This window comes from Micromonospora sp. bgisy143, from assembly GCF_057708145.1.
Genome location: NZ_JBYIRN010000017.1, coordinates 1 through 19,073, shown reverse-complemented (window position 1 = coordinate 19,073; position 19,073 = coordinate 1). Strand labels below are relative to the sequence as shown.

Here is a 19,073-nt window from a genome sequence, read left to right as displayed (position 1 = left end):
GCGCGCTCAGTCGGCGGGCTTCTCGGTGACGAAGATGGCGGTGCCGGGGAAGAGCCGTCCGCGCAGCGGGCTCCACTGGCCCCAGATTCCCTCGTGCCCCGGGGGCCACTCCGGCTCCACGAGGTCCAGCAGCCGGAACCCCGCGCCGACGAGTTCCCGGATCCGGTCGCCGAGGGTCCGGTGCTGCTCCACGTACGTGGCCACGCCGTTCTCGTCCTGCTCGACGTAGGGGGACCGGTCGAAGTACGAGTGCACCGCCTTCAGCCCGCCCTCGCCGGGGTCGTCGAGGAAGATCCACCGCATCGGGTGGGTCACCGAGAACACCCACCGGCCGCCCGGGCGCAGCACCCGGTGCACCTCGGCGAGCAGGGCCGCCGAGTCGTCCACGAACGGGATCGCCCCGAACGCCGTGCAGGCCACGTCGAACGACTGGTCGGCGAACGGCAGGGCGAGGGCGTCGGCCTGCACCAGCGGTACGCGTACCCCGGAGGTGTCGGCGGCTTTGGCGGCGTGCCGCAACATGCCGGCGGACAGGTCGAAGGCGACCGGCCGGGCGCCCTGGGTGGCGAGCCAGCGGGCGGCCGCGGCAGCACCGCAACCCACCTCGAGCACCCGCCGCCCGGTGACGTCGCCGAGCAGGTGGGCGTCCGCCTCGCGCAGCCCCTCCGGGCACCAGACGAAGTCCACGTCGCCGAGGAACGTGCCGTGCTCGGCCTGGTAGTCGTCGGCGTCGGCGTCCCACCAGCCGCGGTTGGCCCGCCTGACCTCGGCGTCACCCACCCGGCGCCGGGTCACCCGGCTGTCGTCATCCACCCGCTCACGCTAGGCCCCACCCACCCCGTCGGGTACGGCGGGCGCGACCACCGCCCGGGCCACGGTGTCGGCGTTGATCGACTCGGCGTCCACGAAATCGGGGCGTCCAGGCCAACCGGACACCCCGATTTCCAGGAAGCCGGGCCGATAAAGCTGGAGCCCTGGGGCCGCTGTGACGTACGAGACAGGAGGGGTCGTTTCCGGGCGATTGTTCGGCTTTCGCAGGTCGTCGCGCGGCGAGGAGACGGGAGGGCTTGCACGCTGTGGTAATGCGCACGGTAGGCTAGACGATGCGCTCGCGGATCGTGTGTCTCGGCAGGGAGCAGGTGCGCGGTCGTCGGAGCCACATCATGATCTCACTAGGCGATCGTTCGGTGTGTCCGGCGACGGATCCGCTGGCGCGAACAGGTCACCGCGACACCAGCCTGCTGTGACAACCCACCGACCGGAGCAACCGCCCACATGACGAGCAGCATCGAGGCCCCCTCGAGCGCCACCCGGGTCACCCACGACGATCTCGGTTCCGAGGAGGCTTTCCTCGCCGCGATCGACGAGACCATCAAGTACTTCAACGACGGCGACATTGTCGAAGGCACCGTCGTCAAGGTCGATCGGGACGAGGTCCTGCTCGACATCGGCTACAAGACCGAGGGTGTCATCCCCTCTCGGGAGTTGTCGATCAAGCACGACGTCGACCCCGCCGAGGTTGTGACGGTTGGCGACCACATCGAGGCCCTGGTCCTCCAGAAGGAGGACAAGGAGGGGCGTCTGATCCTCTCCAAGAAGCGGGCGCAGTACGAGCGGGCCTGGGGCACGATCGAGAAGATCAAGGACGAGGACGGTGTCGTCCGCGGCTCGGTCATCGAGGTCGTCAAGGGTGGTCTCATCCTCGACATCGGCCTGCGCGGCTTCCTGCCCGCGTCCCTGGTCGAGATGCGGCGCGTGCGTGACCTGCAGCCGTACGTCGGGCGCGAGCTCGAAGCCAAGATCATCGAGCTGGACAAGAACCGCAACAACGTGGTGCTGTCCCGCCGGGCCTGGCTCGAGCAGACGCAGTCCGAGGTGCGTACCGAGTTCCTCAACAAGCTGCAGAAGGGCCAGGTCCGCAAGGGCGTCGTGTCCTCGATCGTCAACTTCGGCGCGTTCGTGGACCTCGGCGGCGTCGACGGTCTGGTGCACGTCTCCGAGCTGTCCTGGAAGCACATCGACCACCCGTCCGAGGTCGTCGAGGTGGGCCAGGAGGTCGAGGTCGAGGTCCTGGACGTCGACCTGGACCGCGAGCGCGTCTCCCTGTCGCTGAAGGCGACGCAGGAGGACCCGTGGCGGCAGTTCGCCCGTACCCACGCGATCCAGCAGATCGTGCCGGGTAAGGTCACCAAGCTGGTTCCGTTCGGTGCGTTCGTCCGCGTGGACGACGGCATCGAGGGCCTGGTCCACATCTCCGAGCTGGCCGAGCGCCACGTGGAGATCCCGGAGCAGGTCGTGCAGGTCGGCTCCGAGGTCATGGTCAAGGTCATCGACATCGACCTGGAGCGCCGCCGGATCTCGCTGTCGCTCAAGCAGGCCAACGAGGGCTTCGTCGAGGGCGAGGAGCACTTCGACCCGACCCTCTACGGCATGGCCGCGACGTACGACGCCGAGGGCAACTACATCTACCCGGAGGGCTTCGACCCGGAGACGGGCGAGTGGCTCGAGGGGTACGACAAGCAGCGCGAGACCTGGGAGAACCAGTACGCCGAGGCCCGTCAGCGTTGGGAGGCCCACACCAAGCAGGTGCAGACCTCTCGCGCCGCCGACGCCGAGGCCGCTGCCAACCCGGCTCCCGCCGTCCCGGCTGCCACTGGCGGCACCACCTCCTCGTCCAGCCCGGCCCCGAGCCGGCAGAACGAGGAGCCGGCCGGCACCCTGGCTACCGACGAGGCGCTCGCCGCTCTGCGGGAGAAGCTCGCCGGCGGTAAGTGACCCGCTAGCACGACGACAGGCCCCGTCTCCCGCGATCCTCGGATCGCCGGAGGCGGGGCCTTCGCCGTGCCCGCCGCGCTCGGGCCGCGGTGACCAAACGGCGGAGGCGACGGCGGGGGCAGTGGTCACCGTGCGTCCTCTGCTCTGCTTCAACGGAGGAAACGCTCGATGTCCGATTACCGGACGGCAGGTGTCTCCTGGGTTGAAGCAGAGCAAAGGACGTGCGTGACACGTCGGGACCGGGCAGCCCGCCGGTTCCCCGTGGGATGGACCTGTTTGGCGGGTGGCCCGCGATCCGGTTGACTGTCCTGGTGCTGAGGGTGGGATTGACCGGCGGGATCGGGTCGGGCAAGAGCGCGGTGGCCGCGCGGCTGGTGGAGTTGGGCGCGGTGCTCGTCGACGCCGACCAAGTCGCCCGGGAGGTCGTCGCGCCGGGCACCGAGGGTCTCGCGGAGATCGTCGCCACCTTCTCCTCGGCGGTGTTGGACGCCGACGGCGCGCTGGACCGCGCCGCGCTGGGCGCGCTGGTCTTCTCCGACGAGGCCGCCCGCCGCCGGCTGGAGGCGATCACCCATCCCCGGGTGCGGGCACGTACCGCCGAGCTGGTCGTGGCGGCGGCACCGGACGCCATCGTCGTCAACGACGTACCGCTGCTGGTGGAGGTGGGGCTCGCCCCGACGTACCACCTGGTGGTCGTGGTGCAGACGGCCGTGCCGACCCGACTGGAGCGACTGACCCGCGACCGGGGGATGGACCGCGCGGAGGCCGAGCGGCGGATCGCCGCCCAGGCCGACGACGCCCGCCGGCGGGCGGTCGCCGACGTGGTGGTGACCAACGACGGGAGTCTGGCGGCGCTGCACGCCGCCGTGGACGCGCTGTGGCGGGGGCGGCTGCAACCCTACGAGCACAATCTGCGGCAACGGCGGGTCGCGTCGCCGCCCGCGCGCGGCGACGCGGCGGAGGTCGACGCGAGCTGGCCCGAGCAGTACGCCCGGGTGGCGGCCCGGATCCGCCACGCGCTCGCCCCGGCGGACCTGCGGATCGACCACATCGGCGCGACCGCGGTGCCCGGCCTTGCCACCGACGACGTGATCGACGTGCAGGTCGCCGTGCCGAGCCTCGCGGACGCCGACGGGCCGCTCGCCGAGCGGCTGGCGGGCGCCGGGTTCCCCCGAGTCCCGGGGCACTGGTGGGACGACCCGCGTCCGGCCGGCCGGGGGCGGTGGGAGAAGCGGCTGCACGGCAGCGCCGACCCCGGTCGTCCGGTGCGGCTGCACGTGCGGGCCGTGGACTCGCCCGGCTGGCGGTACGCGCTGCTGATGCGGGACCACCTGCGCGCCGACCCCGATCGACGGGCGACGTACCTGCTGCTCAAGCGCGATCTGGTGGACTCGGCACCGCACGTCGGTGGATCCGGCACGGCCCGCGACCCCTGGTTCGACGAGGAGTACCTGCGGGCCGAGCAGTGGGCCGCGCAGACCGGCTGGCGACCCTGACCCCTGGTCAGCGTCCCCGGGGCGGGCGAGCGGCGGCGCGCGGTGGCGGCGGGAGGCGGGGCACCACGGCGGGAGCGAGGTCCAGCTGCGCCCACGCGCCGGAGCCGCTGCGCAACTCCACCCGGCGCAGCGAGCCGTCCCGGTCGATCCAGTAGCGCAGCAGCGCGGCGTCGGTGCGGAACTCCACCACGTCCACCGTCCGCCCGTCGGCGAGGTCCTCGCGGACGCGCACCGGCGCGCCCCGCCCGGCCGCCGGCCCGGCAGCGGCCACCGCGGCGTCGACCAGCCGGTCCAGGTCGTCGCGGGCGGAGCGGGTGGTCCGCCACGCCCCGGCCGGGACCGGGAACGGCGGTCGCCCGGGCGTCTCGGCCGTGCCACCACCACCGGCGTCGGCGGGTACGTCCGTGCGGGACAGGCTGGCGGCGTCCCGGTGCAGCAGGGTCCGGCGATCGGGTACGCCCAGGTCGGCGACCGCCAGGTAGGCGGTACGGGCGGTCCAGCTCAACCAGCCGGCGCCCCGCAGGTTGACCTCGACGCCCACCGGCGCGACCAGCGTCAGCGTGGCACCGCCCTGGCCGCGCAGCCGGGCCGGCAGGGCGTCCCACCGCCGCTGCTCGGCCGCCGTGAGCGCCCGGGGCAGGCCAGGTCGGCCGCCGAGCGCGTCCACCGGATGCAGGGTGGGACGGTCGATCCGGTCGAGCAGCACGGTGACCGGTCCGACACCGGGCAGCCGGGTCACCAGCTTGTGCAGCCGGCCGTCCCGGTCGAGCCAGTAGCGGGCCGACACGTCCGTGCCGGCCGCCGGCGTGCCGGACGTTGCCGCGGCACTGGCGGCCGGTGCGATGGCGGTGGCGGGGGCGGCGGTGGGCGGAGCGGCGGTCAGTGACCCCTGGAACACGTCCACCGGTCCGGCCGCGACCACCTCCTGGGCGATCCAGCGTGCGTCACCACCCGTCGGGGCCGGGTCCGGGCGGTCGGCGGCGAGGCCGAGGAGCAGGTCGAGGAGCGATGCCAGGTTCGTGCCGGGCGTCAGGTGCCGCAGTCGCCAGCGGTCCGTCGGCGGTACCAGCGGAGGCGCGGCCGGGGTGGGCACGGCGGTCGGGTCGGGCCGGACCACCAGGACCGGACCGGCGCGCTGCACCAGGCCCCGGTCGCTGCCCGCCCCCGGCCCGCCCACGTCCAGGTAGAGCAGGGGGCGCGACCAGTCCACCCAGCCCACCAGTTCGGTACGGGCGGCGCCCTCGCCGGCGGTGACATGCACTCCGGCGCGCAGGTCACGCAGGTTGGTGACCCGCACGGCGGCCAGCCGCTCAGCCTCGGCGACGGTCAGCGGCCGGGTCGGCGCGGGCGGGTCCGGCGCCCAGCTCAGCAGCCCGAGCACCAGCGCCGCCGCCGACGTCACGGCGGTCAGGGCGAGCAGGAGCAGCAGCGTACGCCGGCGCCGGCTGGCCCGGGCCGGCCCGCCGCCGTGGCCGGTGCCGTGGCCGGTGCCGTCGACGCCCGGGGCGTGGTCGTCGACGCCGGCCCGGGTGGCGTGCTCCCTGACGCCGGCGCGGGTGGCGCGCTCCCGGACACCGCGTCGGGCGCTGCGGTCCCCGGCGCTGTCCGTGGCGTTGGTCCGGGCGTTGCGTTTCGTGGTGCCGGTTCGGGCGTTGCGGTCCCTGCTGCCGGCCCGGGTGGTGCCGTTCGTGGCGTCGGCGCGGGCGTTGCGGTTCGTGGCGTCGGCCCTGGGGGTGCCGGCTCGGGCTCTGCCCTTCGTGGTGTCGGCCGGGGTGGTGCCGTTCGTGGCGTCGGCCCGGGTGGTGCTGCCCGTGGCGTCGGCCCCGACGCTGCGGTTCGTGGTGCCGGCGCGGGTGGTGTCGGGCGAGGGCGCCGGGGCTCCAGAGGTGTCCACGGATGTGAAACGGGTGGGACGGCACGGGGTGACGAGGCCGGGGTGAGGAGCAGGGGCGCTCGCGGCGGCCGGTCTGCGCCGTGAGCGCGACCACACGGGTGCGCACGCCGGACGAGCCGGGTGCTGCGACCGCTGTGCCGGGGGCGGCCGGCCGTGATGTCAGCCTGGCCACCGGCCCGGTCGGCCGCCGCGAGCGGCCTACACGAAGAGGGTAGTCCCGGTGACATGGGCCACACAATGGGAATATTGAAGCCGATCACGTACCCTGCGCGACGGCCCGAACATGTCGGACCTGCGGCGTACCGTTGATGGCATGGCGCTCGACATTCCTCGGCTCGACGGCCGCTTCCAGGTCATCAGCGACTACCAGCCGGCCGGCGACCAGCCGACGGCCATCGACGACCTTGAGCGCCGGGTGCGGCGCGGCGACCGGACCTCGGTCCTCCTCGGCGCGACCGGCACCGGCAAGAGCGCCACCACCGCGTGGCTCATCGAGCGGCTGCAGCGCCCCACCCTGGTGCTCGCCCCGAACAAGACGCTCTGCGCGCAGCTGGCCAAGGAGTTCAGTGAGCTGCTGCCGCACAACGCGGTCGAATACTTCGTGTCGTACTACGACTACTACCAGCCCGAGGCGTACATCCCGCAGACCGACACCTACATCGAGAAGGACTCCTCGATCAACGAGGAGGTCGAGCGGCTGCGGCACTCGGCGACGATGTCGCTGCTCACCCGCCGCGACGTGATCGTCGTGGCCACCGTCTCGGCGATCTACGGTCTGGGCACCCCGGAGGAGTACCTGGACCGGGCGGTGAAGGTGAAGGTCGGTCAGGACCTCGACCGCGACCAGTTGCTGCGCCGGCTGGTCGACATCCAGTACACGCGCAACGACATGGCCTTCCAGCGGGGTACGTTCCGGGTCCGCGGTGACACCTTGGAGATCATCCCGGCGTACGAGGAGTTGGCGGTCCGCATCGAGCTGTTCGGCGACGAGGTGGAGAAGCTGTACTACCTCAACCCGTTGACCGGTGACGTGGTCCGCGAGGTCGACCAGTTGGTGATCTTTCCGGCGACGCACTACGCGGCGGGTCCGGAGCGGATGGAGCGGGCCATCCGGGACATCGAGACGGAGCTGGCCGAGCGGCTGGCCGAGCTGGAGCGCCAGGGCAAGCTGCTGGAGGCGCAGCGGCTGCGGATGCGCACGACGTACGACATCGAGATGATGCGCCAGGTGGGCTTCTGCTCCGGCATCGAGAACTACTCGATGCACATGGACGGGCGGCTGCCCGGCAGCCCGCCGCACTGCCTGCTCGACTACTTCCCGGACGACTTCCTCACCGTGGTCGACGAGTCGCACGTGACGATCCCGCAGATCGGCAGCATGTACGAGGGCGACGCCTCCCGCAAGCGGATGCTCATCGACCACGGGTTCCGGCTGCCCAGCGCCGCCGACAACCGGCCGCTGCGGTTCGACGAGTTCCTGGAGCGGGTCGGCCAGATGGTTTGCCTCTCCGCCACCCCCGGCACCTGGGAGTTGGAGCAGGCCCAGGGCGAGTTCGTCGAGCAGGTCATCCGCCCCACCGGGCTGGTCGACCCGGAGGTCGTGATCAAGCCGACCAAGGGCCAGATCGACGACCTGATGCACGAGATCAAGCTGCGGACCGACCGGGACGAACGGGTGCTCGTCACGACGCTCACCAAGAAGATGGCCGAGGACCTGTCGGACTACCTGCTGGAGAACGGCGTCCGGGTGCGTTACCTGCACTCCGAGGTCGACACGCTGCGCCGGGTCGAGCTGCTGCGGGAGCTGCGCAAGGGCGAGTACGACGTGCTGGTCGGCATCAACCTGCTCCGGGAGGGTCTCGACCTGCCCGAGGTGTCGCTGGTGGCGATCCTCGACGCCGACAAGGAGGGCTTCCTGCGCAGCGGCCGGTCCCTGATCCAGACCATCGGACGGGCCGCCCGTAACGTGTCGGGCCAGGTGCACATGTACGCCGACAAGATCACGCCGTCGATGGCGGCGGCGATCGACGAGACCGACCGGCGTCGCGCCAAGCAGATCGCGCACAACGAGGCGCACGGCATCAGCCCGGAGCCGCTGCGCAAGAAAATCCACGACATCCTGGACGACATCTACCGCGAGGCGGAGGACACCGAGAACTCGCGGGTCGGCGGCGCGGTCCGCCAGCTCTCCCGGGGTAAGGCGCCGGTCAAGGAGACCCGCAGTCGCAGCCGGTCGACCGCCGCCACCACGTCCCGGGAGGGGATGGCCCGCGCCGACCTCGCCCAGCTCATCCAGGAACTCAACGACCAGATGCTGGCCGCCGCCCGCGAGCTGCAGTTCGAGCTGGCGGCGCGGATCCGCGACGAGGTCGCCGACCTGAAGAAGGAACTCCGGGGGATGGACGCCGCCGGGGTGAAGTGACAGCTGGGCCCGCCCAGGCACGACCGACACGGTCACGAGTGGCGTGGGCGGGCGTGGCACGGTTTGGGCTCGGCGCGGACGGCCCGGGTGCGACCGCGCGTGGTTGTGGTGTGGAGCGTCCGGCAGCGGCTCGCGGTTGATCTCCCCGCCGAGCCGGTCACCGTTGACCGGCGTGGGCGGGCGTGTCTCGGCCACGCGCCGGGTGGGCGGTTCGTGCGGCGAGCGGGAGGGGCGGTCGGGTGCGATGACGCCGGTCGACGACGAGATGGTCCTCGGGGTGCCCGAGATCCGCCTGCGTCCGTTCGTCGACAGGTACATCGGCTACCGGGAACGCGCGGACATCCCCCTGGTCCGCCGGGAGACCGCTGGTGCCTTCGTGGTGCTGATCCTGGGGTGGGGCGCGCCGCTGGACGTGGCCGATCCGCGCAGCGCCGAGCGTGGGGTCGAGCGGGTCGACTCGTTCGTCGCCGGCACCTTCGACGGCTGGTGCACCACCCGCACCGTGGGCGTGGGGGAGGGCGTGGAACTGCTGCTGACGCCGCTGACCGCCCGGCGCGTCCTCGGCCTGCCGCTCGGTGAGCTGACGAACCGGGCAGTGGGCCTCGGACACCTGCCCGGCCGCTGGCTTGAGCAGCTACGGCGCCAGTTGGCCGACGCCCGGGGCTGGCCGCAGCGCTTCGCGCTCCTGGACGCGGCACTCGCCAATCGCCTGGCGGCGTCCCCGCCCGTCGACGCCCGCCTCGACTGGGCCTGGCGATGGCTCACGGCGAGCGGTGGGCGCGGCGGTGTCGGCGAGCTCGCCGCCGAACTGGGGTGGAGCCGGCGGTATCTGGCGGCCCGATTCCGGGAGGACGTCGGCCTGCCACCGAAGACGGCGGCCCGGTTGATGCGCTTCCAACACGCGCACGCTGCGCTGCAGGGTGCCGCCGCGACCGGATCGCCGCCCGGACGTGGAGGGGCTGTCGACTGGGCCGAGGTGGCCGTCCGGTGTGGCTACTACGACCAGTCGCACCTCATCCGGGACTTCCACCAGTTCGCCGGCGCCACACCGGCGGCGCTGCTCGCCGCACGCTCCCCCGTCTGAAGCGAGACGCCGTGGGGTGTGGGGCCGGCGGGCGGGGACGGGCAGCCACCGAAGCCGCATGGTCAACTCCAGATCGCCGATCTGGCGGTGTCCGGCCGCCCTGATGCCGCCACGTCGGCGACCTGGTGTGGATCAACGTTCACGATCGACTCGGGTTCAGGGAAGTGGGGGCGTCCCGACCGCGCCGACAGCCCGGTTTGCGGGAACTTGGGAGTCGGCCCGTCCCAGCGCGGCGGTCCGGCGCAGGTTGGGCTACCCGGGTCACATTCGTCCAATCGGGGAGTCGACTCCGGGCCGGAGACTTGTCGCTATGCGAACCGTCTATCCGATCCTTCGTTATCCCGACCCCCGCGCCGCGATCGACTGGCTCTGTTCCGCGTTCGGCTTCCAGGTGCACGCCGTGCACGAGGCGCCGGACGGCGCGGTCGCCCACGCCGAGCTCGTCCTCGACACCGGCATGATCATGCTGGGCCCTCGGGTCGGCCCGGAGTCCCCGGCGACCGTGGACGACTGGTCCGTGTACGTGGCCGTGCCCGACGTCGACACCCACTGTGCCCGAGCGCGTGCCGCCGGGGCGGACATCACCCGGGAGCCGTTCGACACCGACTACGGGTCCCGCGACTACGCCGCCCGCGACCTCGCCGGCATCCTCTGGTCGTTCGGCACCTACCGGCCGTGAGTCACCCACTGGCCGTGAGCCACCCACCGGCTCTGAACCACCCACCGCCGCGAGTCACCCACTGGCCTTGAGGCACGCACCGCCGTGAGTCACCCACCGCCGTGAGTCACCCACCGGCCGTGAGCCACCCGCTGGCCGTGAGTCACCCACCGGCCGTGAACCACTCACCGGCTCTGAGCCACCCGCTGGCCGTGAGTCACCCGCCCGCCGTGAACCACTCACCGGCTCTGAGCCACCCGCCGGCCGCGAATCACCCGCCCGCCGTGAACCACCCGCCGGCCCTGAGCCGCGTGTCGGCCCTGAGTCGAGTGCCGACTCGCTTGCGCCTACCGGCCTGAGCCCTGACCAGGGAAGGAAGGCTTCGACGGTAAGGGATTTCCCCGCCTCGCGTGATCGCTTCAGTTGCGGTGCGCAAGCGTGCTATTGCACTGGGTGATCGTGCTGCGTACGCTCCCTCGATGGGGAGGCGGGGATGCCGTTGCCAACAAGTCCTGTCATTCGACGCGCGCGCCTCGGCGCTGAGCTGCGTCAGCTACGCCGGCGCGAGGCGCTGACCCTGGAGCAGGTCTGCGACCGGTTGGGCTGGGCGTCGACGTCCAAGCTGTCCCGCATCGAGCTGGGCCAGAGCCGGCCGGATCTCGCCGACGTGCTGGATCTGCTCGACGTCTACCAGGTGCCCGCACCGGCCCGGGACGCGTTGATCGTGATCGCCCGGGACGCGGCCACCAGCCGCGGGTGGTGGAAGACGCTCGGCGAGATGAGCGAACGGCAGCGCGTCTACGCCGAGCTGGAGGCGGGCGCGGCCGACATCGTCGAGTACCAGCCGGCGCTGGTGCCGGGGCTGCTCCAGACGCCGGCGTACGCCCGGTCGCGGGTCGCCGCCGGTGTGCTGCTCACCCCGGACGTCGACGTGGAGGCCGAGGTGCGCGCCCGGGCGTTGCGGCAGGAGGTGCTGCGCCGGGCCGACCCGCCGCGCTACACGGCGGTGCTCGCCGAGGCGGTGTGCGATCCGGGCGACCTGCCGCTGGACGTCTGGCGGGAGCAGTTGCGGCACCTGGTGGCGGTGACCGGGCTGGCCCACGTGACGGTGCGGTTGCTGCCCCGCGGGTTGGCCGGCGGCGGGCTGCACCCGCTCACGCCGTACTCCTGGTATGCCTTTCCCGACCCGGCGGACCCGCGGACGGTGATGCTGGAGGCGTTGACCACCGACGTGCGCCTGGCGACCGTGCTCGACGTCGACAGGTACGAGCGGATGACCGAGGCGTTGCTGGCGGCGGCGTTGTCTCCGGAGGAGACGGTCACCGCGTTGGCCCGCCGGGTCGGGCAGTAGGGCTCACTCGCGCGGTCACCGGGCCCGGCGCCCCCGAGCCCGTCGGGACCGGCGACCCGCGCGTGCGGGAGGCACGATAACCGCGGGGTACGACAGGTCCACTCAGGCCGGTACGTCGAGGAAGTGCTCGACCACCGGCGGCCCGGCGAAGTGCGGCCCGATCAGCCCGCGCCACTGGGTGAACCGTTCGGTGTCCCGGAAGTTCTTCTCGTGCGCCTCGACCGAGTCCCACTCCACCAGCAGCACGAACCGGGTGGGGGACTCGATGCCCCGGGTCATCCGCACCGACCGGCAGCCGGGCGTGCCGGCGAGCACCGGGTGACCCTGGGCGTACGCGGCGGCGAACGCGTCCTCGTGTCCGGGCAGTACGTCGATCAGCGCGACCTCAAGCACCATGCCGGCAAGCCTCCCACGGCCCGGGGTCGTACGGGTGCCGTGGGGTCTGTTCCGGCGTCGAGACACGTCCTAAGGTCTGACGACATGATCATCGACTGGCTCACCGGCACCGCGTTCCGGGTGGGAGGCGTCGGCACGACCTGGGCGGAACTGCTGGGGTTCGCCACCGGCGTGCTCAACGTGTGGCTGGTGGCCCGGCAGCGCGTCGCCAACTGGCCGATCGGCATCGCCAACGTGCTGCTGCTCATGCTGCTGTTCTGGACGGCCGGGCTGTACGCCGACGCCGGGCTCCAGGTCGTGTACGTGGCGCTCGGCTGTTACGGCTGGTGGTACTGGTTGTTCGGGGGCGAGGAGCGGACCCGGCTGACGGTGAGCAGGACCGGCGGGCGCGAGTGGGTGGCGCTGGCGGTCGTCGGGGTGCTGCTCACCGGCGCGCTCTGGGTCCTGCTGGACCGGGCCACCGACTCGACGGTGCCGCTGCCGGACGCGCTGACGACGGCGCTGTCCCTGCTGGCGACGTACGGGCAGACCCGCAAGCGGGTGGAGAGCTGGTGGCTGTGGATCACGGCCGATCTGATCTACATCCCGTTGTACGCCTACAAGGGGCTGCACCTGACGGCCGTGCTGTACCTGGTCTTCCTCGCCCTGTGCGTGGTCGGGTTGCGGGCCTGGCGGGCCGATGAGCGCCGGCTCGACCGGGCGACCCCGACGCCGCCCGGCCCGGCCCCGGTGACCGCGTGAGCGGGCCGACGCCCGCGCGGCGCCCCGAGTTCGGGCACGGGATGGTGGTGGGGAAGTTCTACCCGCCGCACGCCGGGCACCACGCGCTGATCGCGGCGGCGGCCGCCCGCTGCGCCACGGTCACCGTGGTGGTGGCGCCGTCGCGCCGGGAGTCCATCCCCCTCACCGCCCGGCTGGACTGGCTGCGCGAGGCGCACGCGGACACCCCGTGGGTCCGGTTCGTCGGCCGGTACGACGACCATCCGGTGGACTACGCCGACCCGGCGGTCTGGGACGCGCATTGCGCGGTGTTCCGGGAGGCGGTCGGTCCGGAGCGGGTGGACGCCGTCTTCTCCTCCGAGGCGTACGGGGAGGAGTTGGCCCGCCGTTTCGGGGCCGTACCCGTGGCGGTTGATCCGGATCGGCGGACCGTGCCGGTGTCCGGGACGGCGGTCCGCGCGGACCCGGCGGCTCACTGGCGGTGGCTGAGTCCGCCGGTGCGGGCCGCTCTGGTGCGGCGGGTGGTGGTGGTCGGCGCCGAGTCGACGGGCACCACCACGATGGCCGAGGCGCTCGCCGCGCACTACGGCACCCTCTGGGTACCGGAGTACGGGCGGGAGTTGACGGCCCGCAAGCTCGTCCGGCTGCGGGAGCGGTCGCCCGAGGCGACGATCTTCGACGTCGGCTGGGACCGCGAGGACTTCCGTGAGGTGGTGCGCGAGCAGCAGGCGGCCGAGGACGCGGCGGCCCGGTCGTCGGGGCCGTTGCTGTTCTGCGACACCGATGCGCGGGCCACCGCGGTCTGGGAGGAGCGCTACCTGGGCAGCGCGTCGCCGCAGGTGCGGGCGGCGGCCCGCCGGCCGGCGCTCTACCTGTTGACCGACCATCGGGGTGTGCCGTTCGCCGACGACGGGTTGCGCGACGGCGAGCACCTGCGGGCCTGGATGACCGGGCGGTTCCGTGCCGAGTTGGCCGGCTGCGGGGTGCCGGTGGTGGAGTTGACCGGGTCGCACGCCGAGCGGCTGGCGCGGGCCGTGCAGGTCTGCGACGAGCTGCTGGCCGCCGGCTGGTCGTTCGCGGACCCGATCACCGCACCCGACACACTAGCCTCCTAGGACGGCTGAGGGGGTGTGCCGTGGGCACCGCCCGCCCCAGGTGTGATCACGGCGCGTGGTGGGCAACAATGGTCCCCGAGGAGGGGAGTATTCCCCCGCGACGAAGTCGTCAGCACGGACGATCGCCGGATTCTCGGCGACCGACCCGGCTCCGTCGGTCGCCGTCCCGTTCGCGGGTCGGGGGCGGAAGAGACCTCCGACAGTCACCAGAGCGAGCGAGAGCGGCACGCCGGGCCCGGCAGGGGCGTACGGTGTGCCCGACGCCGCGTGTCTGCCGGAGGAATGAACGTTGGACGTGTCCGGGTTGGTGTGGGCGGGAACCCTCGTCGCACTGTCTGCGGTGCTGCTCGTCGATCTACTGATCATCGGCCGGCGCCCGCACGAGCCGAGCGTGCGCGAGTCGAGCCTCTGGGTCGCCTTCTACGTCGGCCTCGCCCTGCTCTTCGGCGTCGGTGTCTGGCTGACCGCTGGGGCCAGTTCGGCGGGGCAGTTCTACACCGGCTGGCTCACCGAGTACAGCCTCTCGGTGGACAACCTCTTCGTCTTCGTCATCATCATGGCCCGGTTCGGGGTGCCCCGGCAGTACCAGCAGAAGGTGCTGCTCATCGGCATCGTGCTGGCGTTGGTGATGCGCGGCGGGTTCATCGCCGCCGGCGCGGCGCTGATCTCACAGTTCTCCTGGGTCTTCTACATCTTCGGCGCGTTCCTCATCTACACGGCGGTCAACCTGGCCCGCCAGGGTGAGCCGGACGAGGACGAATTCTCCGAGAACATCCTGATCCGGTGGAGCCGCCGGGCGCTGCCGATCTCCAAGGGCTACGACGACGCGAAGCTGACGACCCACGAGAACGGGCGGCGGCTGTTCACGCCGATGCTGATCGTGATGATCGCGATCGGCACCACCGACCTGATCTTCGCGCTGGACTCGATTCCGGCGATCTTCGGCATCACCCAGGAGCCGTACCTCGTCTTCACCGCGAACGTGTTCGCGCTGATGGGGCTGCGTCAGCTCTACTTCCTGCTCGGTGGCCTGCTCGACCGGTTGATCTACCTGAGCTACGGGCTGGCGGTCGTGCTGGGCTTCATCGGGGTCAAGCTGGTGCTGGAGGCGCTGGCCGACAACAACCTGCCGTTCATCAACGGCGGGAAGCACGTCGCGTGGGCGCCGCACATCCCGATCTGGCTGTCCCTGCTGGTCATCATCGGCACGCTGGGCATCGCCACCGTCGCCAGCCTCATCAAGTCCGCCCGGGACCGGCGTCGCGAGCTGGCCGAGGCCCGACGCTGACGCGTTGCCGGCCGGGCCCGGTGACGGGTCCGGCCGGTCAGACCCGGTGCACGCCCACCAGGGTGGCCGTCCGGTCGGCCGGCAGGGGCTCCTCCACCACCCGCCGCCGCCGGTAGCAGGCGTGCAGCATCCGTCGGTCGGCGGAGCCGTCGGCGGCGGCGGTGACGATGCCGATGTGGTGGATCTTGCGGCCCGGCCGGGCGAAGAAGTAGAGGTCGCCGGGGCGTTCCGCGCCCAGGTCGAGGGGGGTCGTCGCGACGGCCTGGTCGTCGGCGTCGCGGGGGAGGAACACGCCGAACCGCCGCCAGGCCAGGTGGACGAGGCCCGAGCAGTCGATGCCGTACGCCGACAGCCCGCCCCAGATGTACGCCACGTCCAGCAGTCGCTGGGCCACCGCGAGCGCGTCGGTGGCACCGGGTGGGCCGCTCTGCGGGGCGACGACGTGCCCGTCGGGCAGCCAGAGCGGCGCGTCCCGGCCGGGAACGTGGACTGCCCGCCAGCCGTCGCGGGCCGGACCGGCCGCAACGAGGCGGGTGCCCACGACGACGCCCGGCAGCACCACCGGCCCGTCCGGGGCGGCGTGCAGCCCGGTGACGGTGGCGTCCACGACGAGCGGGTCGCCGCCGACGACGACGGGGTCCTGCGGGGTCAACTGGTCGGCGGGGAGCCAGCCCGGGTAGCCGCGGGGATCGAGCTTGGCGGCCGGCTGCTCGACGGCCACCACCCGGGCCCAGCCGTCCGGGCGCAGCTCGTCGATCAGCACCCGCTCGCCGAGGAGAAGCTGACTCAGCACGCAGTCGCCGACCTGCTGGTCGGTGTCCAGGCCGGAGACCCAGGTCGGGATGTCGACGCCGGCGGTGAGCGCGGGACCGTCGACCGCACGGACCGCCTCGGGCGATGACCACAGCGTCGCCACCGCGACCCGGACGACGGCCTCGCGGCCCGGTTGAAGCTCCACGTCGACCCCCAGCTCGTGTCGGCTGTCCGGGGAAACCCTATGAAGAAAAGCGACGATCCTCAACCACGAGTCTGCATCTTTACTTCAGTCAGGCCGGAGATGCCCAGGCCAGGCGCGTCCGGCAGGACCACCGTCGGCCCTTCGTAGCGGATCCCGCCCTGCACCGGCGACCAGGCCAGCCACCACGCCGCGTCCAGGTCGGCGACCGCCGTGGTGCCGTACGCGGCCACCAGACTCGCCGCCGCGCCGATGCCGACCTGACTCTCCATCATCGACCCGACCACCGTGCCGAGCCCGTGCGCGCGGGCCAACTCCAGCAGCGTGCGCGCCGGGTGCAGCCCACCGCACTTGGCCAGCTTGACGTTCACCAGGTCGGCGGCCCGGCGACGGATCACCTCCACCAGGTCGCGGACCCCGAAGACCGCCTCGTCGGCCAGGATCGGCACCGACACCCGGTCGCTGACCCACGCCAGCCCGTCCAGGTCCCACCGGGCCACCGGCTGCTCGACCAGCTCGACGTCCAGCTCGGCGTCCTCGATGCCCCGGATCACCCGGACCGCCTCGCGCGGCGTCCAGCCCTGGTTGGCGTCGAGTCGGATGCGCACGCCGGCGCCGACCGCCGCCCGTACCGCCCGTACCCGGTCCAGGTCACCGGCCGCGTCCGTGCCGACCTTGAGCTTCAGCACGCCGAAGCCGTCGGCCCGCCGCTGGCGCGCGGCCGCCGCCAGGTCGACCGCGTCGCCGGCGGCGAGGGTGACGTCCGTCGGGACCCGCAGGGTCGTGCCGCCGAGCAACCGCGCCAGGGGTACGCCCAAACGCCGCGCCGCCAGGTCGTGCAGCGCCACGTCCACCGCCGCCTTGGCCGCCTCGTTGCCGACCACCGCCCGCTGCACCTCGGCACAGCGGGCGACCAGGTCGTCCGGGTCGCGTCCGGTGAGCAGCGGACCGAGCAGTTCCCGGACGCAAGCGTCCGCCCCGGCCACCGAGGCGCCGGTGACCTGCCACACCTGCGGCGCCTCGCCGAAGCCGGACCGACCGTCGGCGTCGACCAACTCGACGATCAGGGTGTCCACCGTGGTGGTCCGGCGCAGCGCGGTGACGAACGGGGTGTGTAAGGGGGCGGAAACCCGGTGGGTGCGTACCGCCGAGATCGTCATGTGCGGCACCCTATACGGAGGAACACGGCGGGAGGGTAGGCCGGATGGTCGTACGGGACTGGCAACTGGTGGGCGCGCCGAACGCCCGTGACCTGGGTGGCCTCGTGGGTGCCGGTGGTCGCCGGGTCCGCGCCGGCCAGCTCATCCGCACCCCGGCGCTGGGTCGGCTCACCGACGAGGACCTGCCGGTGCTGGCGAAGCTGGGCCCGGCGTGCGTGCTCGATCTGCGCGACGGCACGGAGATCGACGTCGCGCCGCCCGACCGGCTGGCCGGCGAGCCACGGGTGGCACACCTGCCGGTGCACGACCCGGAGCACCCCGTCTTCACGTACGTCTCGGCGGTGCTGCTCGGGCACGACCTCGACGCGTACGCCGAGTTGGCCCGGCAGGGCACGGCCGGGGCGATGGCCGAGATCTACCGCTGGTTCGTCACCGGTGAGTCGGCCCGGCGCAACTTCGGCGCGGCGGTACGCCTGGCCGCCGATCCGGCGAACCTGCCGCTGGTCTACCACTGTTCGGCCGGCAAGGACCGCACCGGCTGGCTGACCGTCGTCCTGCTCACCGCCCTCGGGGTCGACGAGGAGGCGATCCGCGCCGACTACCTGCGCAACAACGCGCTGACCGAGAGCCTGCGGGCGGTGCTCGTCGAGGCGCTGCGCCGCCGGCAGCCCGCGTTGGACGTCGACGCGGTGCGGCCGGTGCTGGAGGTCCGCGCCGGGTATCTGGACGCGGGTTATGCGGAGGTGCGGCGGGTGCACGGCTCGTTCGACGCGTACCTGCGCGACGGGTTGGGGGTGACCGACGAGGTCGTCGGGGCGCTGCGGGCGAACCTGTTGGAGTGAGCCGGCCGGGCCTCAGAGCCGGTGGCGGGCCGCCCACGCCTGGGCCGAGACGCGGGCGAGGAGTTGGCAGGCGTCGTCGTCGCGGTCGGTCAGGTCCGTGGTGGTGCAGACGGCGATCACGTACGGCGGGGCGTCGTCGGGCAGCACCACGCCGACAGCGTGGCGCACCCCGCGTACCCAGCCGTTCTTCAGCGCGATGCGGGTGCCCTCGGGCAGACCGGCGGCCAGGTCCTCGCGGTGCTCCTGGGCGAGCAGCACGTCCAGCATGGCGGCGCAGCCGGCCGGCGAGGCCAGGCGGCCGGGCGTGGTCGCGCCGGCGGCGAGCGTGCCCAGCAGGGCGGCCAGGTCGGCGGCGGTGACGGTGTTGGTGATGCCGGCGTCGCGGGCCGCGAAGTCCTCGATGCCGCGCCCGGTGACGCTGTCGCGGGCGCCCGCGAGGGCCCACACCTCGGCCACCGCCGGCAGTCCGACGTGTGCGATGACCAGGTTGGTGGCCAGGTTGCTGGACCGGACGATCATCCGCTCGGCCAGCCAGCGCAGCGTCGCCGTCCCGCCGAGCCGGTCCCAGACCGCGTCGTCGTTGTCGTAGTGCGCGGCGCAGGAGAAGCGCGCCGCGCCGGGCTGGGCCGAGTCGAACTCGTTGACCACCGGGACGTCGGCGGCCAGGTCCAGCGTGCCGGCCTCGGCGGCCCGGTACAGCGCGGCCAGCACCGCCACCTTCATGGTGCTGGCGGCGTAGTGACCGGCGCGGGCGTGACGGGTCCAGGTCGGGGGCGCGTCGAGTCGACCCACGTACGCCGAGACGGTGCCCGGCACCGCGTCCAGAGAGGCGTCGAGATCATCCCAGGTCATGCCGGTGACCGTAGTCGACCCGACGAGGCCGGGCGGACGTACCCCGGTCGGGAAACGAACGGGCG

The 19,073-nt window shown here is 72.7% G+C and carries 16 protein-coding genes; 10 read left to right on the top strand and 6 right to left on the bottom strand.

Annotated features, from left to right (window positions below; genetic code table 11):
* Positions 1-6: 6 nt before the first annotated feature.
* Positions 7-813 (bottom strand): class I SAM-dependent methyltransferase, encoded by an 807-nt coding sequence (locus AC3EN4_RS19910; protein ID WP_435207277.1) that lies wholly within the window; start codon positions 811-813, stop codon positions 7-9.
* A gap of 462 nt (positions 814-1,275) precedes the next feature.
* Here AC3EN4_RS19910 and rpsA point away from each other — a divergent pair, with 462 nt between their 5' ends.
* Positions 1,276-2,775, top strand: a complete 1,500-nt coding sequence (rpsA, locus tag AC3EN4_RS19905) for a 30S ribosomal protein S1 (protein ID WP_421472229.1) — start codon at positions 1,276-1,278, stop codon at positions 2,773-2,775.
* Between the two features lie 311 nt (positions 2,776-3,086).
* Positions 3,087-4,271: a dephospho-CoA kinase gene (gene coaE, locus AC3EN4_RS19900; protein WP_435207276.1), complete on the top strand. Its 1,185-nt coding sequence runs from the start codon at positions 3,087-3,089 to the stop codon at positions 4,269-4,271.
* Between the two features lie 7 nt (positions 4,272-4,278).
* Here the strand turns inward: coaE and AC3EN4_RS19895 are convergent, their stop codons facing one another.
* Positions 4,279-6,165 carry a hypothetical protein gene (locus AC3EN4_RS19895; protein WP_435207275.1) on the bottom strand — a complete coding sequence of 629 codons (1,887 nt, stop codon included), beginning with the start codon at positions 6,163-6,165 and terminating at the stop codon, positions 4,279-4,281.
* A gap of 313 nt (positions 6,166-6,478) precedes the next feature.
* Between AC3EN4_RS19895 and uvrB the strand changes: the two genes are divergently transcribed.
* The 4 genes from uvrB to AC3EN4_RS19875 all read left to right on the top strand — a co-directional run bounded on the left by uvrB (position 6,479) and on the right by AC3EN4_RS19875 (position 11,680).
* Positions 6,479-8,587: an excinuclease ABC subunit UvrB gene (gene uvrB / locus AC3EN4_RS19890; RefSeq protein ID WP_435207274.1), complete on the top strand. Its 2,109-nt coding sequence runs from the start codon at positions 6,479-6,481 to the stop codon at positions 8,585-8,587.
* A 172-nt stretch (positions 8,588-8,759) separates the two neighbouring features.
* Positions 8,760-9,671, top strand: coding sequence for a helix-turn-helix domain-containing protein (locus tag AC3EN4_RS19885; RefSeq protein ID WP_435207273.1), 912 nt, complete (start codon positions 8,760-8,762; stop codon positions 9,669-9,671).
* A 310-nt stretch (positions 9,672-9,981) separates the two neighbouring features.
* Complete coding sequence (locus tag AC3EN4_RS19880; protein WP_435207272.1) at positions 9,982-10,350, top strand: VOC family protein; 369 nt, start codon at positions 9,982-9,984, stop codon at positions 10,348-10,350.
* 472 nt (positions 10,351-10,822) lie between these two features.
* The gene (locus AC3EN4_RS19875) at positions 10,823-11,680 is read left to right on the top strand and encodes a helix-turn-helix domain-containing protein (RefSeq protein WP_422735947.1); all 858 of its coding nucleotides are present in this window, start codon (positions 10,823-10,825) and stop codon (positions 11,678-11,680) included.
* 102 nt (positions 11,681-11,782) lie between these two features.
* Here the strand turns inward: AC3EN4_RS19875 and AC3EN4_RS19870 are convergent, their stop codons facing one another.
* Positions 11,783-12,076: an antibiotic biosynthesis monooxygenase family protein gene (locus AC3EN4_RS19870; protein ID WP_422735946.1), complete on the bottom strand. Its 294-nt coding sequence runs from the start codon at positions 12,074-12,076 to the stop codon at positions 11,783-11,785.
* An 84-nt stretch (positions 12,077-12,160) separates the two neighbouring features.
* Between AC3EN4_RS19870 and pnuC the strand changes: the two genes are divergently transcribed.
* The 3 genes from pnuC (at position 12,161) to AC3EN4_RS19855 (ending at position 15,199) form a co-directional block, all read left to right on the top strand.
* Positions 12,161-12,817 (top strand): nicotinamide riboside transporter PnuC, encoded by a 657-nt coding sequence (gene pnuC / locus AC3EN4_RS19865; RefSeq protein ID WP_435207271.1) that lies wholly within the window; start codon positions 12,161-12,163, stop codon positions 12,815-12,817.
* Positions 12,814-13,911 carry an AAA family ATPase gene (locus tag AC3EN4_RS19860; protein ID WP_435207270.1) on the top strand — a complete coding sequence of 366 codons (1,098 nt, stop codon included), beginning with the start codon at positions 12,814-12,816 and terminating at the stop codon, positions 13,909-13,911. The genes pnuC and AC3EN4_RS19860 overlap by 4 nt, the downstream gene beginning before the upstream one ends.
* 289 nt (positions 13,912-14,200) lie before the next feature.
* Positions 14,201-15,199 (top strand): TerC family protein, encoded by a 999-nt coding sequence (locus AC3EN4_RS19855; protein ID WP_435207269.1) that lies wholly within the window; start codon positions 14,201-14,203, stop codon positions 15,197-15,199.
* A 37-nt stretch (positions 15,200-15,236) separates the two neighbouring features.
* On the opposite strand, the gene AC3EN4_RS19850 is transcribed toward AC3EN4_RS19855, so the two are convergent.
* Both AC3EN4_RS19850 and AC3EN4_RS19845 read right to left on the bottom strand, forming a co-directional pair.
* Positions 15,237-16,157, bottom strand: coding sequence for a C40 family peptidase (locus tag AC3EN4_RS19850; RefSeq protein ID WP_435207268.1), 921 nt, complete (start codon positions 16,155-16,157; stop codon positions 15,237-15,239).
* Positions 16,158-16,216: 59 nt separating this feature from the next.
* Entirely contained in the window at positions 16,217-17,314 is a 1,098-nt protein-coding gene (locus AC3EN4_RS19845; protein WP_435207267.1) for a mandelate racemase/muconate lactonizing enzyme family protein, read from the bottom strand.
* A gap of 44 nt (positions 17,315-17,358) precedes the next feature.
* Between AC3EN4_RS19845 and AC3EN4_RS19840 the strand changes: the two genes are divergently transcribed.
* A complete protein-coding gene (locus tag AC3EN4_RS19840) occupies positions 17,359-18,156 on the top strand; it encodes a tyrosine-protein phosphatase (protein ID WP_422735940.1) in 798 nt (265 codons plus the stop codon).
* Positions 18,157-18,168: 12 nt separating this feature from the next.
* Here AC3EN4_RS19840 and AC3EN4_RS19835 read toward each other — a convergent pair whose 3' ends face one another.
* The gene (locus tag AC3EN4_RS19835) at positions 18,169-19,008 is read right to left on the bottom strand and encodes a serine hydrolase (protein ID WP_435207266.1); all 840 of its coding nucleotides are present in this window, start codon (positions 19,006-19,008) and stop codon (positions 18,169-18,171) included.
* Positions 19,009-19,073 lie beyond the last annotated feature (65 nt).

What these genes read in the sequence shown, in the direction of transcription:
- rpsA (WP_421472229.1), top strand. Translation starts at nt 1,276, where the DNA reads ATGACGAGCAGCATCGAGGCCCCCTCGAGCGCCACCCGGGTCACCCAC.
- uvrB (WP_435207274.1), top strand. Translation starts at nt 6,479, where the DNA reads ATGGCGCTCGACATTCCTCGGCTCGACGGCCGCTTCCAGGTCATCAGC.
- AC3EN4_RS19880 (WP_435207272.1), top strand. Translation starts at nt 9,982, where the DNA reads ATGCGAACCGTCTATCCGATCCTTCGTTATCCCGACCCCCGCGCCGCG.
- AC3EN4_RS19875 (WP_422735947.1), top strand. Translation starts at nt 10,823, where the DNA reads ATGCCGTTGCCAACAAGTCCTGTCATTCGACGCGCGCGCCTCGGCGCT.
- AC3EN4_RS19870 (WP_422735946.1), bottom strand. Translation starts at nt 12,076, where the DNA reads ATGGTGCTTGAGGTCGCGCTGATCGACGTACTGCCCGGACACGAGGAC.
- pnuC (WP_435207271.1), top strand. Translation starts at nt 12,161, where the DNA reads ATGATCATCGACTGGCTCACCGGCACCGCGTTCCGGGTGGGAGGCGTC.
- AC3EN4_RS19845 (WP_435207267.1), bottom strand. Translation starts at nt 17,314, where the DNA reads ATGACGATCTCGGCGGTACGCACCCACCGGGTTTCCGCCCCCTTACAC.
- AC3EN4_RS19840 (WP_422735940.1), top strand. Translation starts at nt 17,359, where the DNA reads ATGGTCGTACGGGACTGGCAACTGGTGGGCGCGCCGAACGCCCGTGAC.
- AC3EN4_RS19835 (WP_435207266.1), bottom strand. Translation starts at nt 19,008, where the DNA reads ATGACCTGGGATGATCTCGACGCCTCTCTGGACGCGGTGCCGGGCACC.